Raw genomic sequence first — 14196 nt, forward strand, 5'->3', positions numbered from 1 at the left:
GCGTGTTCGAGCACGTCGACCCGTTCATCGGGACCGAGGCCACGGCCCTGCCGCCGCAGTCCGGGCTGGCCGCGACCTGGTGGTGGCCGAAGCCGCAGGTCGGCAACACCCACCCGGGCGCCACGTACCCGCTGGGGATGGTGAGCGCGTGCGCGTACTCGGGGGCGTACCCGACGGGGTACGGGCGGTACGACCTGTCGACGGAGGGCCGGCCGCCGGAGCTGCACACGTCGCAGCGGGCGTCGGGGTTCACGCACTTCCAGCAGTCGGGGACCGGCGCGATCCGCAAGTACTACAACTACGTGCGCGTGACGCCGATGCTCCAGCCGCTCGACGACCTGGGCCGGCTGTGGGACCTCACCGACGAGACCGCCGAGCCCGGCTACTACGCGGCCACGCTCGAGTCGGGCATCCGGTGCGAGGTGACGGTCGGGCCGAAGTCGGCGGTGCACCGGTACACGTTCCCCGCCCACCGGGACGCGCGCCTCGTCATCGACCTCAGCCTCGGCGGCCTGGACATCCCGTACGGCCGGACCGTGCCGCTGCGGGCGCACCTCGAGTCCCTGGCACCGGGCGTCGCGCAGGGCGAGATCACCGTGGAGGGCGCGCCGCTGGCGGTGCACGTCGAGTGCGACGCACCCGGTGCGGCCCAGTGGCGGCAGCTGCTCTGGTACGACCGCCGCCTGATGCCCGGCGGGACCCGGCTCGACTTCGACCGGATCCGCCCGACGACCCTGCGGCCGTTCGGCCTGATGTGGGCGGGCCGGGCCGAACCGGGGCAGGTCGTCGAGCTGCGGTTCGGGTTCTCGCTGCGCGGCGTGGAGCAGGCGCGCCAGAACCTGGTCCGCGAGTGCGGGCCGGGCCCGTCGTCGTTCTCCGAGCGGCGGGCGCGCACGGCGCACACGTGGCGGCAGCACCTCGCGAAGGTCCAGGTCGACACCCCGTCGGCGGACAAGCAGACGGTCCTGTCGACCGCGCTCTACCACTCGCTGGTGAAGCCCTGCCTGGCGCCGGACGAGAGCCCGTTCTGGCCGACCGACACCCCCTTCGCGTACGACATCGCGACCATGTGGGACATCTACCGGACCCAGCTGCCGCTGCTGACCGCGCTGGTACCGGACAAGGCGGTCGAGCTGGCGACGGCCATCCTGCACATCGCCGAGGAGGAGGGGAACTTCCCGATCGGCTACCGGATGGCCCGCGGGGCGGACCGGTTCTCCCGGCAGGGCAGCGCGCTGGCGCACACGTTCTTCGCCGACCTGTGCGCCCTCGGGCTGCCGCTCGACTGGGACTGGGCGCTGGTGCACCTGCACAACGACCTGCGCCGGACGTACGGCGAGGAGTTCCTGCTGCACGGCCGGACCCACCCGATCAGCCACACCCTGGACCTCGCGTTCGGGTACTTCTGCACGTCCGTGATCGCCCGGCACGTCGGCGACCGGACGCTCGTCGACCAGTTCGCGCCGCTGGCCGCGCGCTGGCGGAACGCGTTCGACCCCGCGACCGGTCTGCTGGTCGACTCCACGTTCTACGAGGGCGGCCGGTGGAACTACTCGTTCCGGCTGCTGCACGACATGGCGGCGCGGATCGAGGGCGCGGGGGGCGACGACGCCTTCGTGGGTCTGCTCGACCGGTTCTTCGGGTTCGGCGCCGACCCGGTGCGGCAGCCGGGCCTCGCGCCCACCGAGGACGAGATGCTCGCCGGCTACGGCCTGCACCGGTTCGAGGGCCTGAACAACGAGCCCGACATGGAGGCCCCGTGGGCCTACCAGTACGCCGGTCGCCCGGACCGCACCGCCGAGGTCGTGCACGCCGTCACCCAGCAGCAGTTCGGCACCGGACGCGGCGGGCTGCCCGGCAACGACGACTCCGGCGGGCTGTCGTCCTGGTACGTCTGGGCGAGCCTCGGCCTGTTCCCCGTCGCCGGGCAGAACCTGTTCCTGCTCAACGCGCCGGCCTGGCGCGAGGCGCGGATCGACGTGGGCGGCCGGCCGTTCACGATCGAGACCACCGGGTTCGTCGAACCCGAGCCGGACCGGCCGGCGCAGCACGTCCAGCGGATCCGCCTCGACGGCGTCGAGCTGGACCGCACCTGGCTCACCGGCACCGAGCTGCACGCCGGCGGGCGCCTCCAGGTCGACCTCGGCCCGGAGCCCGGCCCGTGGAACGCCGCCGCACGACCCCCCTCGACCAGCACCTCGTCCGCCGCGCAGCCCGCGCCGCACCCCCTCGGAGGCACGCCGTGACCGACACCACCCTGCGCACCACCGAGGACGCCGCCGCGCCCCGGCGGGTCGACCGCCGCCTGGTCATCGTCGTGCGCGCCGACCCGGTGATCTGCGGGCACTCCGGCGAGGCCCGGAACCTCGCCGAGGCGGCGCTGGACCGCGGGTTCGACGAGGTCCGGATCGTGACGTGGCCGATCGACCGCCTGCAGGCGGCCGGGCTGCCGCTGAAGCCGCTGGACCGGGTGCTGCCGTACCGGGACGGCGTGGTCGTCGAGCGCCCCGACCCGGTCGGTGACTACAAGGTCCCGGACGGCCGGTACGTCGCGGGGCTCATCGGCCGCCTGGTCGAGCTGTTCACCGACGGCGTCCCGACCGTCGCGCTGTCGCTGTACCTGAGCCCGCACGCCACCGCCGTCGCGGACGCCGTGCACGTCGCCCGCCGCACCGGCCTGCCCGTGCAGGTCACGACGGTCGCGGAGGCCGTCGGGTCGGACGTCACCAACGTGGTGCGTGCCGCCGTCGAGGCCGACCGGTTCGGTGCCGCCGCGCACGTGCTGACGTCCTACCTGGCCCACGACGTCTGCCTCGCGGTCTCGGAGTACACCCGCGACCTGATCGTGTCCGAGGCGGAGGCCGTCGACGCGAAGCACGGCACCACGTTCGCCGCGCAGTGCCGCGAGCGCGTGCGGATCTCCTACCCCGCGGTCGACGTGCAGCAGTACCTGTCCCGCGACGACGCCGAGACCGACGCCGCGCTCGCCGCGCGCGGGCTCGACCGCGACGGCTACGTGCTCTACCTGTCGCGGCTCGCGGCGGCGAAGGGCGTCGACGACCTGATCGACGGGTACGCCGCCAGCTCGGCGCCCGGCACGCACCGCCTGGTCATCGCCGGGAACGGCCCGGAGGCCGCGGTGCTCCGGGCGCACGCCGCGGCGTCGCCGGTCGCGGACCGGGTGCTGTTCCTCGACGACGTGTCCGACGACGAGAAGCCGCACCTCATGGCCGGCGCCGCCGCCTACGTGCTGCCCAGCAAGCCGCGCCCCGAGTTCGTCGAGACGTTCGGCATCGCGCTGGTCGAGAAGATGCTGTCCGGCGGCGGGCCGGTCATCACGACCGACACGGGCGGCATCCCCGAGGCCGTCGGCGACACGGCGCTGATCGTGCCCGTGGAGGACCCGGCCGCCATCGCCGCGGCCCTCGACCGGGCGCTGGGCGTCTCCGCCGAGGAGCGCGAGGCGTGGGCCGGGCGGTCGCGGGAGTTCGCGCTCCAGTTCGACCGGTCCGTCGTGCTCGACAAGATCCTCGAGGCGGTGGACGCGCTCACGCCGGCGGGGTGAGCGCGTCGCGGGGCCTCAGCCGCAGGTGTCGCAGACGCCCGTCGCGGGGAGGATCGTGAAGCACGTCGGGCAGGCGATCTCGACCGGCTCGCGCTTGACCGCGCGGGTGCTGGTCGTGGACCCCGCGCGGGGCTTGGCGGGGGCCTTGGCCCGGGGCGCGCGGGCGGGCGCGGCCGCACGCTCCGGGACGGGGACCGTGAACCCGCGGCGCCCGAGCAGCGCCTGCGCGGACGTCTCGCCGCCGTGGAACTCGTCGGCGGTCGCGAGCCGCCCGGTCGCGAACCGGTGCGCGACGCCGAGGATCGCCAGGGTCGGGTACTGCTTGCCCTCGTGCTCGAACGTGGCCGTGTCGGTGCCCCCGAAGCCGTAGACGCCGAGGAAGTCCTCGGCACCCCGGGACCGGTGCTCGGCGATCGCCTGGAGGATGTGCTGACGCGTCACCGCGGAGAAGGTTGCCACGTGGCGGCAGTCTACGTCGCCGCCTCCCGGCGACCGTCCGCCGGGGTCCCTCGCGCCGGTCCCCGCAGGCCCTCCCACCGCGCGGACCAGGCCCGCAGCCGGTAGGAACGACGTCATGACCCGCGTCGGATTCCACAACTCGCACGAGCAGGTCCACCCCTCCGCGCTCCTCGCGGCCACCCAGCACGCCGAGCAGGCCGGCTTCGACGCCGCGATGTGCTCGGACCACTGGGCCCCGTGGAGCGTCCACCAGGGCCACTCCGGGTTCGCCTGGACGTGGCTGGGCGCCGCGATGGCGACGACCAGGCTGCCGTTCGGCGTGGTCAACGCCCCCGGGCAGCGGTACCACCCGGCGATCATCGCGCAGGCCGCGGCGACGCTCGGGGCGATGTTCCCGGGCCGGTTCTGGGTGGCCCTCGGGTCCGGCGAGAACATGAACGAGCACATCACCGGTGACGCCTGGCCCCCCAAGGCCGAGCGCGACGCCCGGCTGCGGGAGTCGGTCGAGGTCATCCGCGCGCTGCTCGCCGGGGAGGAGGTCACCCACCACGGGCTCGTCACCGTGGACCGGGCGCAGCTGTGGACGCTGCCCGAGGTGCCGCCGCGGCTGGTCGGCCCCGCCGTGTCCGTCGAGACCGCGCGGGCGCACGCCGACTGGGCTGACGGCCTCGTCACGGTCAACCAGGAGCCCGGGAAGCTGCGCCGCGTCGTCGAGGCCTACCGCGAGGCCGGCGGTCGCGGGCCGATCTCCCTGCAGGTGCACGTCTCGTACGCGACCGACCCCGCCGAGGCCTGGCGGCTCGCCCGCGAGCAGTGGGCGGGCAACGCCGCGGGGCCGCCCCGGGCGTGGGACATCGCGACCACCGAGGAGTTCGACCGCGTCGCGCAGACCGTCGACGACGACACCCTCGGCACCTCGGTGGTGATCGAGCACGACCCCGCGCGGCTCCGGGACCGGCTGGTCGACCTGGTCGAGATCGGGTTCGACGAGGTCTACCTGCACCAGGTCGCGACCGACGTCCGCCCCGACCACCACAAGCACGCCGACGCCACCCCCACGGTCACCCACCCGCCGTCGTCGCTGGACGCGTTCATCGACCTCGCCGCCGAGCACCTGCTGCCCGCCCTGCGCCAGGTCGACGCCGGCACCGAGGGGGCGGCCGCGTGAGGATCCGCGACACCGGCGACCTCTGGTGGAAGAACGCCGTCGTCTACTGCCTCGACGTCGAGACCTACATGGACTGGAACGACGACGGAGTCGGCGACCTGCCCGGCCTCGTCCAGCGCCTCGACCACCTGGCCGAGCTCGGCGTCACCTGCCTGTGGCTGATGCCCTTCTACCCGACCGCCGACCGCGACGACGGCTACGACATCACCGACTTCTTCGGCGTCGACCCGCGCCTCGGGGACGCCGGCGACCTCGTCGAGCTGATCCGCACCGCCCGCGACCGCGGCATCCGGGTCATCGCGGACCTGGTCGTCAACCACACCTCCGACCGGCACCCCTGGTTCCGGTCCGCGCGCAGCAGCCCCGACAGCCCCTACCGGGACTTCTACGTCTGGCGCACCGACGAGCCGCCGCCCACGGGCGACGAGGTGATCTTCCCCGACCAGGAGGACGGGATCTGGACGTACGACGAGACCGCCGGTGCCTGGTACCGGCACCGGTTCTACCGCCACCAGCCCGACCTCAACACCGCGAACCCGCAGGTCCGGGACGCCATCGCGAAGGTGGTCGGCTACTGGTCCGAGCTCGGGTTGTCCGGGTTCCGGGTCGACGCCGTGCCGTTCATGCTCGCCGACGCCGCGAACAGCCCCCACGACGACATCGAGCACCCGCACGAGTTCCTCAAGGCGCTGCGGTCGTTCCTGTCCCGCCGGGTCGGCGACGCGATCCTGATGGGCGAGGTCAACCTCCCGTACGACGAGCAGCGGCAGTTCTTCGGCGACCAGGACGGCGACGGCTCCGCCGAGGGCGACGAGCTCACGCTCCAGTTCGACTTCATCGCGATGCAGCAGATGTACCTCTCGCTCGCCCGGCAGGACGCGGGCCCGATCGCCCAGGCGCTGCGCGACCGCCCGGAGATCCCGCACGACGCGCAGTGGGCGACGTTCGTCCGCAACCACGACGAGCTGACCCTCGACAAGCTGTCCGACGACGAGCGCGCCGAGGTGTTCGCCGCGTTCGGCCCCGACGAGGACATGCAGCTCTACGGCCGCGGCCTGCGCCGACGCCTGCCCCCGATGCTCGGCGGCGACCCGCGCCGGGTGCGGATGGTCTACTCGCTGCTGTTCACGCTGCCCGGCACGCCCGTGCTGTTCTACGGCGAGGAGATCGGCATGGGCGAGAACCTCGCCGCCGACGGCCGCCTCGCCGTACGGACCCCGATGCAGTGGACGTCGGGGCGCAACGGCGGCTTCTCCGCCGCGGAGCGCCGGCGCCTCGCCGGGCCCGTCGTCGAGGACGGCTACGCCCCCGAGCACGTGAACGTCGCCGACCAGCGGCGCGACCCCGACTCGCTGCTGACGTTCCTCCAGACGCTGATCCGCCGGTACCGGGAGTGCCCGGAGCTCGGCTGGGCGACCAGCACCGAGATCCTCGACCAGCCGCACCCCGCCGTCCTCGCCCACCGGGCGACCTGGCAGGACGCGTCGATGGTCGCGCTGCACAACCTCGGGCCCGACGCCGTCACCGTGCCGCTGCGGCTCGCGGACCTGAAGCGCGACCCCAGCGACCCCGGACCCGCCGACGGCACCGCGTCGACCCGCAGCCACGCCGCCGACGACCGGTCCGTGCGGCTCGTCGACCTGCTCGAGGACGGCGCGTACCCCGTCGGGGAGGACGGGCGGGTGGACGTCGAGCTGCCGGGGTACGGGTACCGGTGGCTGCGGGTGGTGCGGCCGGGGTCGCGGCGGCTGCTGTGAACGCGAGCCGGCTGCCGTGAGCGCCCGGCGGCGCGCGTGAGTGGTCGGCGCAGCAGCACCTAGGCACGTTCCCGGGTGGCCGCGGTGCTGGCAGGCTCGTCCGGTGATCCGTGCGTTTCTCGACGAGTCCGAGTCCAACGGCGCGAAGGACCCGCACACGTACCTGGTGGGTGCCGCGGTGCTGCTCGAGGAGCACGTGGCGGAGGTCTGCGACCGCATCGCGACGTTCAGGCTCCCCGGCCAGGCGAAGCTGCACTGGCGTGACGAGAGCGACCGACGTCAGCGGTCGATCATCCGCGCGATCGGGGCGATGCCGGTCGAGGCGGTGCTCGCGGTGCACGTCGGTCCCCGACGGCGCCCCGAGGCCCGTCGGCATCGTGCCCTCCGGACGCTGCTCCCCGAGCTCGCGGCACTGGGCGTGAGCCGGCTCGACGTCGAGTCGCGCGGCGCCAAGGCCGACCAACGGGACCGCGCGCTGCTCGACCAGATGCGCCGGTCGCGGATGTTCGACACCGCGCAGCCGGCGATGCGGATGGATCACCCGGTGGGACGCTCGCAGCCCGGGCTGTGGCTCGCCGACTCCATCTGCGGGGCCGTCGTCGCCGCGCGCTGCGGCGACACGCAGCACGCGGAGGCGCTCGGCACCCGGCTCCGCGTCATCGAGGCGCCCTAGACGCGCGAAACCCCGGGCCCTGTCGTCCGGCAGGATGTCCCGGGGTTCACTTCCAGCCGCTCCGCGGATGGGCTGGCATCGACCTTCATCGTAACCAGGTCCACGCCCCACCCGCTACCTCACCCTCGGGTGACCGACCACCGCCCCGCCGCGAGATCCACCAGGCGCGGCAGGATCACGTCGCCGGCGGCGCGCAGCCCGTCGTGCAGGTACTCGTTGGTGACCCAGACCTGCGCGTTGCCGACCGCGTCCGCGGTGCCGAGCGCCAGGTCGAGGTCCACGTACGGGTCGTCGACGTACTGCACCGCGGCCAGCGGCACGTCGTTGGCCGCGAGGCGGTCGGGGTCGTACAGCGCGGGCCACGACGTCCGGGCCGCGAGCGCCTCCGCCGCGCCACGGAACGGCCGCAGCGCCCGCACGTCGGCGAACATCCACGGGAACACCGCCTCACCGGTCAGACCGAGCGGGCGCGCGGCGGGGTCGAGCCCGGGGCGCCGGTCCAGCTCGGCCTGCGCGGCCCAGCCCCCGGCACGCTCGCCCTGGTGGTAGATCGTCTCCTGCAGGACCGCGTACAGCGGGTTGGCGTCGAACCCGGTCTGCGTCTGCACGGCCAGCGCGAACGCGTCGTCCGGGGTGCCGTCGGCGTCGGCGTCGAGGGTGTCGAGCAGCCAGTGCAGGCCGTCGACGCCGGTGCTCATGCCGAGCGGCATCCCGAGCGTCTGGAGCCGCGGGACGGTGAGCACGTCCCCGTCGGGCAGCCGGACGTCGCCCGCGGCCAGCCGGTCCGCGAGCGCCGACAACCGGGCCACGTCGTCCGGGTACCGGCGGGCCGACGCCGCGACGCGGGCCTCCTGGCGCGGGAACGTGCGCGCGTAGACGTCCTCGGCGGTCGCGGTCGTGCCGGGCAGGCCGCCGGTCACGTAGCAGGCGGTCAGCGCCTCCGGGTGCCGCGACAGGTACGTCAGCGTGAGGAACCCGCCGTAGGACTGGCCGAGCGTCGCCCACCGCCGCCCGCCGTAGACCGCGTGCCGCACCGCCTCGGCGTCCTCGACGACCGCGTCCGCGCGGAAGCACGCGAGGTAGTCGGCCGCGTCGTCCGCCGTGTCGAACCAGGCCATCGTCCGGCCGTCGACCCGGCCCGACCGGCCTGTGCCGCGCTGGTCGAGCAGCACCACGCGGTGCGTGCGGAGCGCGGTGGTCCACCAGCCGCCCCCGAGGGGGCGCGGCGACATGCCGCCCGGACCACCCTGGAGGAACAGCAGCAGCGGCAGGTCCTCGCCGTCGCGCGCCGGGTCCACGAGCTCGCGGGCGAACACGTCGATGTCCCGGTAGCGCGTCGGGTCAGCGCGGTCGACGGGCACCCGCACCCGGTGGTCGCGCACCAGCACCGGCGGCACCGCGAGGGGTCCGGTCGTCGTGGCGCCGGGACGGGTCGCGGCAGGGCGGGCGGCGGGCGCGGGCGACGAGGTCACGACCAGCACCCTAGGACCCCCGGCGGGACGGTCAGGGGACGGGCGTGTTTCGGTGGCGTCACCGCCCGCCCCGGCGGGTGACACCTGCGTGAAATCCTGCCCGGCGTCCTTGTCGGGCCCGATCCCGGCCGCCGAGACTCGCCGCAGCGCGCCCGACGACGGGCGCGGAGACGCGAGACACCCGGGGGCAGGTGGCGATGACGACCGACGACACGCTCGGGAGCACCGGGCTCGCGGACCCGGACCCGCCGTTCGGCCTGCTGCCGGTGGGCGCGCCGGCACCGCGCTGGCTGCACGCCGCGCTCTGCGACGCGTGGGGCTGGGACCCGGTGCGGACGGCCGTCGACCTCGTCGGGCTGTCGCACAACGCGACGTTCCGCGTCCGCGTCGGCGCGGTCCCGGTCGCCATGACCCGGGTCGCGCACCCCGCCTACATGGAGGACACGGCGGCCGCGGAGTCGGAGATCGCCTGGCTGCGGGCGCTGGCGGTCGACGGGACCGTCCGCGTCCCCACGGTGGTGCCGACCGCCGACGGCAGCGGCGTCGCGATGGCCACCGACGACCGCGAACGGCACTGGATGTGCCTGACCACGACGTTCACCCCCGGGCTGCCGCTCGACGAGGTGCTGCCGACCGCGCCCGACCCCGCGGCGCTGCACCGGCGGGTCGGACGGACGGCGGCGCTGCTGCACGACCACGCGCTGGCGTTCCACCGGCCCCGGGACTTCGTCCGCCCGACCTGGGAGCCCGCCGACCTGGTCGGGCCCGACAGCCGCTGGGGCCCGTGGGAGGCCGCTGCGCTGCCGGACGCCGACCGGGCGCTGCTGCTTCGCGCGCGCGACGCCGCCCTCGCGGTGCTGGACGACGCGTCGCGGGCACCCGACGTCTGGGGCCTCGTGCACGCCGACCTCCGACCGGGGAACCTGCTGGTCGACGGCGACGACCTCACGGTGATCGACTTCGACGACTGCGGGTTCTCGTGGTTCGTGCTCGACCTCGCCGCCGCGCTGTCCTACGTCGAGCACCTCCCCGACGCCCCGGACCGCGCCCGGGCGTGGGCGGAGGGCTACCAGGAGGTCCGGCCCCTGACCGCCACCGACCAGCGGATCGCCTGCGCGCTGTCGATGCTCCGCCGCCTGCAGCTGCTCGGTCGCACCGCCACGGACCCCCGCGGTGGCCCGTCCGGTGCGCTCCGCGCCGAGCAGCCCGCCGGGACGGTGCTGGTCGCGGAGCGGTACCTCGCGTCGCCGACGTGGCTGCTGACGTGACCGCGGCTGCGCCCGCCCCGGCCCCGCTGCGCCGCCGACCCCGCTGGGCCACCGACCCCCCGCTGCGGACGCCGAGACAGGTCCGGCGCGCCGAGGTAGGACGTGCGCAGGCCCTGTCTCGACGCGGAGGTCCTGACTCGGCGTCGGAGCGGTGGCAGGGTGGGGCGATGAGCGACGCGCACCCCGGCACCGGCGACCTCGCCCGCCTGACCGACCTGATCCGCGAGTTCAGCGTCGAGCGCGACTGGGTGCAGTTCCACGACCCGAAGTCGCTGGTGCTCGCCCTGGTCGGGGAGGTCGGCGAGCTCGCCGAGCTGGTCCAGTGGCTCCCCGCCGACGCCGCCGCCGAGCACTTCGCCGACCCCGACCGGCACCGGCGCGCGGGCGAGGAGATCGCCGACGTCCTCGTCTACCTGCTGCGGCTCGCGGACGTGCTCGGCGTGGACGTGCTCCAGGCGACGCTCGACAAGCAGGCGGAGGCGCGGCGGCGGTTCCCGGTCGACTCGGTGCGCGGGATCGCGCCGCACCGGGACTGACCCCGCTCGGGACGCGGCCACCGAGCCCTCCACAGGCGACGTCCCCGCGCGTCGTCCCCAGACCGGGCCTCCGCCCCCGGCGGACGCGACCCCCGCGGTGTCAGGGTCGGCCCGACGCGGCGCGCACGGCACCGCCCGGACGACGGGAGAGCCCCACGATGACCCCCCACGCCACCAGCACGCCCAGCGCGTACCAGAGCAGGTCGAGCGGCCCGAACGTCGTACCGAGCAGGTACCGCAGCGGCGGCCAGGCCTCGACCGCCCGCGCCGGCCCTCCGGTGGCCTGCGCGACCTCGACGGCCCAGCACACACCGACCGCGAGGGCCGCGTGCGCCGCCGACGACCACCGGGGCAGCGCCCACCGGAGCAGGAGCAGCACCAGCACCGCGTACAGCGCGTCGCCGAGGGCGTCCCCGACCGCGCCCGAGCCGAACCGCGCCGTCGCCAGGCCCGCGGCGACGACCGCGGCCCCGGCGAGCACGGTCGACCGCCACGGGCGCACCGGTCGGAGCCGGCGCACGCGACCGGGAGCTGCACCGACCCCGGCACGACCGGCACCGGCACGAGCCGCACCGGCGCCGCGCTCGGGTCCTGAGTCGCCCACGCCACCTCCCGCGTCCACGGCGGCGCGCCTCGTGCCCCCACCGTCGACGACGCTAGGGGACGCGCACGCCCGCCGGGCGACGCGCCGGGCGGCAGCCGGAGGAGGTGCTGTGTCGGTGCCGTGTGCGACGGTTCCGCGGTGAGTCGCGCCACCCGTCCCCGCCGCCGCACGTCCGCACCACCGCGCCGGGGGCGCCGGCTCGGCTGGGTGTGGCTCGTCCTGGTCCTGGCCGTCGGGCTCGGCACCGGGCTGCCCGTCTGGTCGGAGGCGCGCGAGTCGGCGCGGTTCCCCGTCACCGCCGTCGACCTGGACCGAGCGCGGGCGGAGCTGGACGGGCTGACGGTGAAGGGCCGCGCGCCGCGCACCGGCTACGACCGGGACCAGTTCGGGCCCGCGTGGGCGGACGTGGACCGCAACGGCTGCGACACCCGGAACGACGTCCTGGCCCGGGACCTCACCGCGGTCACGTTCCAGGAGGACACCCACGACTGCGTCGTCCTGTCGGGCACCCTGGACGACCCGTACACGGGGGAGGCGATCGACTTCGTGCGCGGGCCGGCCAGCGCGGCCGTGCAGATCGATCACGTCGTCGCCCTGTCGGACGCGTGGCAGAAGGGCGCGCAGCAGTGGGACGCCGAGACGCGCCGGCAGTTCGCGAACGACCCGGCGAACCTGCTGGCGGTCGACGGCCCGACCAACGGGGCGAAGGGGGACGGCGACACCGCGACGTGGCTGCCGCCGAGCACCGGCTACCGGTGCGCGTACGTCGTCCGGCAGGTCCGGGTGAAGGCCGCCTACGGGCTGTGGGTCACCGAGGCCGAGCGCGCCGCGATGGACCGCCAGCTGGACCGGTGCGTCGTCGCCGGCTGACGCGTCAGAGCAGCGGTCGCTGCAGGATCCACGACCCGCCGAGCACCAGCGCCCCGACGCACACCACCAGGAACGCCCCGACCCAGAACCCGCCCGGCAGCGGTGTCAGCCGCCCGAGCACGTCCGCGTCGGAGGTGCCCCGCCCGCGGGTCCGCCGCCGCTGCGACTGCATCTCCAGCACCGCCCGCGGCGCGCCGAGCAGCAGGTACCAGGTGACCGCGTACGCCACGGCGACCTGCACCGGGGCGCTCCCCCACCAGCTCACGCCGACCAGCACGACCCCGGTCACCAGCACCGACCACAGCCCGTACCAGTTCCGGATCTGCACCAGCACGAGCACCAGCGCCAGCAGCAGCCCCCACAGCAGCCCGACGGCGTAGCCCTGCCCGAGCACCCACGCCGCCCCGAGCCCGAGCACCGCGGGCCCGACGTACCCGGCGAACGCGGTGGCGACCATCCCGGGACCCCGGGGCTTCCCGACGGACACGGTCAGCCCCGAGGTGTCGGAGTGCAGCCGGATCCCCGACAGCCGACGGCCGGACAACACCGCCACGAGCCCGTGCGCCGCCTCGTGGACGATCGTCAGCACGTGCCGGGACAGGTGCCACAGCGTCGGGACCGCGAGCAGGGCCAGCGCCACCAGCAGCGTGCCGACCAGCACCACCTGTCCGGGCGCCGGTTGCACGGTCGTCGCGCGGTCCCAGATCTCCCCGGGCAGCGACCGCAGGGTGTCGAGCACGCCGCTCACAGCTGGTCGAGGGTGATGTCGTCGAGCTCGACCACGAGGTGCAGGCCGTCCGCGGCGACGGTCGCCCCGGTGATCGAGGCGCCGGCGGGCAGCTCGTCGACGACCCCGAGCTCCGCGAGCCGCCCCGCGATCCCGTCCGGGAGCGACCCCGCGTCGATCGAAAGCCCCGCGAGCGTGGCACCGGTGATGGTCGCGGTCAGCCCTTCGGCCCCGGCGGGCGCGACCGTGAGCCCGACCGAGACGGGCACCCCGGCGAGCGACCCGCCGGCGACCAGCGTCTCCCCGTCCACGGTGAGCTCGAGGTCCCAGCCGGTCTTCTCCCGCAGCAGCGTCTGGAGCACGGCGGTGGGCACGGTCGCGGTCGCCACGACGTGCTCGGCGCCACGGGTCCCGCGGATCGCCACACCCGACGCGGCGACGTCGAGGTCGGTGACCTCGAGCCCCTGGAGCACCGCGCCCGACGCGGCGAGGTGCACGTCGTCGAGCGTGCCTCCGACGACCTGGGTGAGGAACGGGAACCCGTCGATGCGGACCGCGAGGTCCGTGGCGGACAGCCGCGAGCGCACGGCGTCGGCGGCGGCGTCCTCGGCGATCCCGTGGGTCACGCGGTCGGCGAGCAGCGCGCCCCCGACGACGACCAGGACGGCGAGCGTGGATCCGATGAGGCAGCCGAGGCGGCGGCGAGGAGAGCGGGTCACGCCCCGAGGGTACGAGGCGCGGCGGGGCGGCGGCTGGGAACGCGACGCTCCTCGCCCGGTTGCGGGCCCCCGCTGCCCGACGTTGACTTCCAGGGAGCAGGGGCACGCAGCGGCACCGAGCGGACGGGAGCGCCAGCATGGGCATCGGGGACTTCGTCGACAAGGCCAAGAAGGCCGTCGCGGGCAACGAGGACAAGATCGCCGGCGCGATCGACAAGGCGGCGGACGCCGTGAAGGCGCGCACCGGCGACTCGACCGACCGGAAGATCGACCAGGCCACCGACAAGGCCCGGGACTTCCTGGAGAAGCAGAAGCGGGACGCCGCTGACCGCCCGCCGGTCCGCCACGACGAGCGCCCCGACCCGCCCGCCCTGTAGA

14 protein-coding genes are annotated in these 14196 nt (G+C 75.1%); 9 read left to right on the plus strand and 5 right to left on the minus strand.

What is annotated here, in order from left to right; all coding sequences use genetic code 11:
* Positions 1 to 2 precede the first annotated feature (2 nt).
* A complete protein-coding gene (locus tag AC1VL8_RS04535) occupies positions 3 to 2246 on the plus strand; it encodes a glycoside hydrolase domain-containing protein (RefSeq protein ID WP_483074315.1) in 2244 nt (747 codons plus the stop codon).
* Positions 2243 to 3565 (plus strand): glycosyltransferase, encoded by a 1323-nt coding sequence (locus AC1VL8_RS04540; RefSeq protein WP_483074316.1) that lies wholly within the window; start codon positions 2243 to 2245, stop codon positions 3563 to 3565. Before AC1VL8_RS04535 ends, AC1VL8_RS04540 begins: the two co-directional genes overlap by 4 nt.
* A gap of 15 nt (positions 3566 to 3580) precedes the next feature.
* Here the strand turns inward: AC1VL8_RS04540 and AC1VL8_RS04545 are convergent, their stop codons facing one another.
* Positions 3581 to 4024, minus strand: coding sequence for a ScoMcrA-related endonuclease (locus AC1VL8_RS04545; protein ID WP_483074317.1), 444 nt, complete (start codon positions 4022 to 4024; stop codon positions 3581 to 3583).
* Positions 4025 to 4139: 115 nt separating this feature from the next.
* On the opposite strand from AC1VL8_RS04545, the gene AC1VL8_RS04550 reads away from it, so the two are divergent.
* The 3 genes from AC1VL8_RS04550 (at position 4140) to AC1VL8_RS04560 (ending at position 7622) form a co-directional block, all read left to right on the plus strand.
* Positions 4140 to 5192, plus strand: coding sequence for a TIGR03885 family FMN-dependent LLM class oxidoreductase (locus AC1VL8_RS04550; protein ID WP_483074318.1), 1053 nt, complete (start codon positions 4140 to 4142; stop codon positions 5190 to 5192).
* On the plus strand, positions 5189 to 6949 hold the full coding sequence (locus AC1VL8_RS04555; RefSeq protein WP_483074319.1) for an alpha-amylase family protein: 1761 nt from the start codon (positions 5189 to 5191) through the stop codon (positions 6947 to 6949). Before AC1VL8_RS04550 ends, AC1VL8_RS04555 begins: the two co-directional genes overlap by 4 nt.
* 103 nt (positions 6950 to 7052) lie before the next feature.
* The gene (locus tag AC1VL8_RS04560; protein WP_483074320.1) at positions 7053 to 7622 is read left to right on the plus strand and encodes a hypothetical protein; all 570 of its coding nucleotides are present in this window, start codon (positions 7053 to 7055) and stop codon (positions 7620 to 7622) included.
* Positions 7623 to 7741: 119 nt separating this feature from the next.
* Here the strand turns inward: AC1VL8_RS04560 and AC1VL8_RS04565 are convergent, their stop codons facing one another.
* Complete coding sequence (locus tag AC1VL8_RS04565; protein ID WP_483074321.1) at positions 7742 to 9094, minus strand: alpha/beta fold hydrolase; 1353 nt, start codon at positions 9092 to 9094, stop codon at positions 7742 to 7744.
* 197 nt (positions 9095 to 9291) lie between these two features.
* Between AC1VL8_RS04565 and AC1VL8_RS04570 the strand changes: the two genes are divergently transcribed.
* Both AC1VL8_RS04570 and AC1VL8_RS04575 read left to right on the plus strand, forming a co-directional pair.
* The gene (locus AC1VL8_RS04570; RefSeq protein WP_483074322.1) at positions 9292 to 10362 is read left to right on the plus strand and encodes a phosphotransferase enzyme family protein; all 1071 of its coding nucleotides are present in this window, start codon (positions 9292 to 9294) and stop codon (positions 10360 to 10362) included.
* A 167-nt stretch (positions 10363 to 10529) separates the two neighbouring features.
* On the plus strand, positions 10530 to 10898 hold the full coding sequence (locus AC1VL8_RS04575; protein WP_483074323.1) for a nucleotide pyrophosphohydrolase: 369 nt from the start codon (positions 10530 to 10532) through the stop codon (positions 10896 to 10898).
* A gap of 100 nt (positions 10899 to 10998) precedes the next feature.
* Here the strand turns inward: AC1VL8_RS04575 and AC1VL8_RS04580 are convergent, their stop codons facing one another.
* Positions 10999 to 11418, minus strand: a complete 420-nt coding sequence (locus tag AC1VL8_RS04580; RefSeq protein ID WP_483074324.1) for a DUF2809 domain-containing protein — start codon at positions 11416 to 11418, stop codon at positions 10999 to 11001.
* A gap of 222 nt (positions 11419 to 11640) precedes the next feature.
* On the opposite strand from AC1VL8_RS04580, the gene AC1VL8_RS04585 reads away from it, so the two are divergent.
* The gene (locus AC1VL8_RS04585; protein WP_483074325.1) at positions 11641 to 12372 is read left to right on the plus strand and encodes an HNH endonuclease family protein; all 732 of its coding nucleotides are present in this window, start codon (positions 11641 to 11643) and stop codon (positions 12370 to 12372) included.
* Positions 12373 to 12376: 4 nt separating this feature from the next.
* On the opposite strand, the gene AC1VL8_RS04590 is transcribed toward AC1VL8_RS04585, so the two are convergent.
* Both AC1VL8_RS04590 and AC1VL8_RS04595 read right to left on the minus strand, forming a co-directional pair.
* Positions 12377 to 13120 (minus strand): M50 family metallopeptidase, encoded by a 744-nt coding sequence (locus tag AC1VL8_RS04590; RefSeq protein WP_483074326.1) that lies wholly within the window; start codon positions 13118 to 13120, stop codon positions 12377 to 12379.
* Positions 13117 to 13818 carry an LmeA family phospholipid-binding protein gene (locus tag AC1VL8_RS04595; RefSeq protein WP_483074327.1) on the minus strand — a complete coding sequence of 234 codons (702 nt, stop codon included), beginning with the start codon at positions 13816 to 13818 and terminating at the stop codon, positions 13117 to 13119. Before AC1VL8_RS04595 ends, AC1VL8_RS04590 begins: the two co-directional genes overlap by 4 nt.
* A gap of 137 nt (positions 13819 to 13955) precedes the next feature.
* On the opposite strand from AC1VL8_RS04595, the gene AC1VL8_RS04600 reads away from it, so the two are divergent.
* Positions 13956 to 14195 carry an antitoxin gene (locus AC1VL8_RS04600; RefSeq protein WP_483074328.1) on the plus strand — a complete coding sequence of 80 codons (240 nt, stop codon included), beginning with the start codon at positions 13956 to 13958 and terminating at the stop codon, positions 14193 to 14195.
* Position 14196 lies beyond the last annotated feature (1 nt).

This window comes from Cellulomonas sp. KU4C, assembly GCF_056868065.1.

Bases quoted from the DNA above. Each gene is read 5' to 3' on its own strand.
- AC1VL8_RS04575 (WP_483074323.1), top strand. From the start codon at position 10,530: ATGAGCGACGCGCACCCCGGCACCGGCGACCTCGCCCGCCTGACCGAC.
- AC1VL8_RS04550 (WP_483074318.1), top strand. From the start codon at position 4,140: ATGACCCGCGTCGGATTCCACAACTCGCACGAGCAGGTCCACCCCTCC.
- AC1VL8_RS04570 (WP_483074322.1), top strand. From the start codon at position 9,292: ATGACGACCGACGACACGCTCGGGAGCACCGGGCTCGCGGACCCGGAC.
- AC1VL8_RS04600 (WP_483074328.1), top strand. From the start codon at position 13,956: ATGGGCATCGGGGACTTCGTCGACAAGGCCAAGAAGGCCGTCGCGGGC.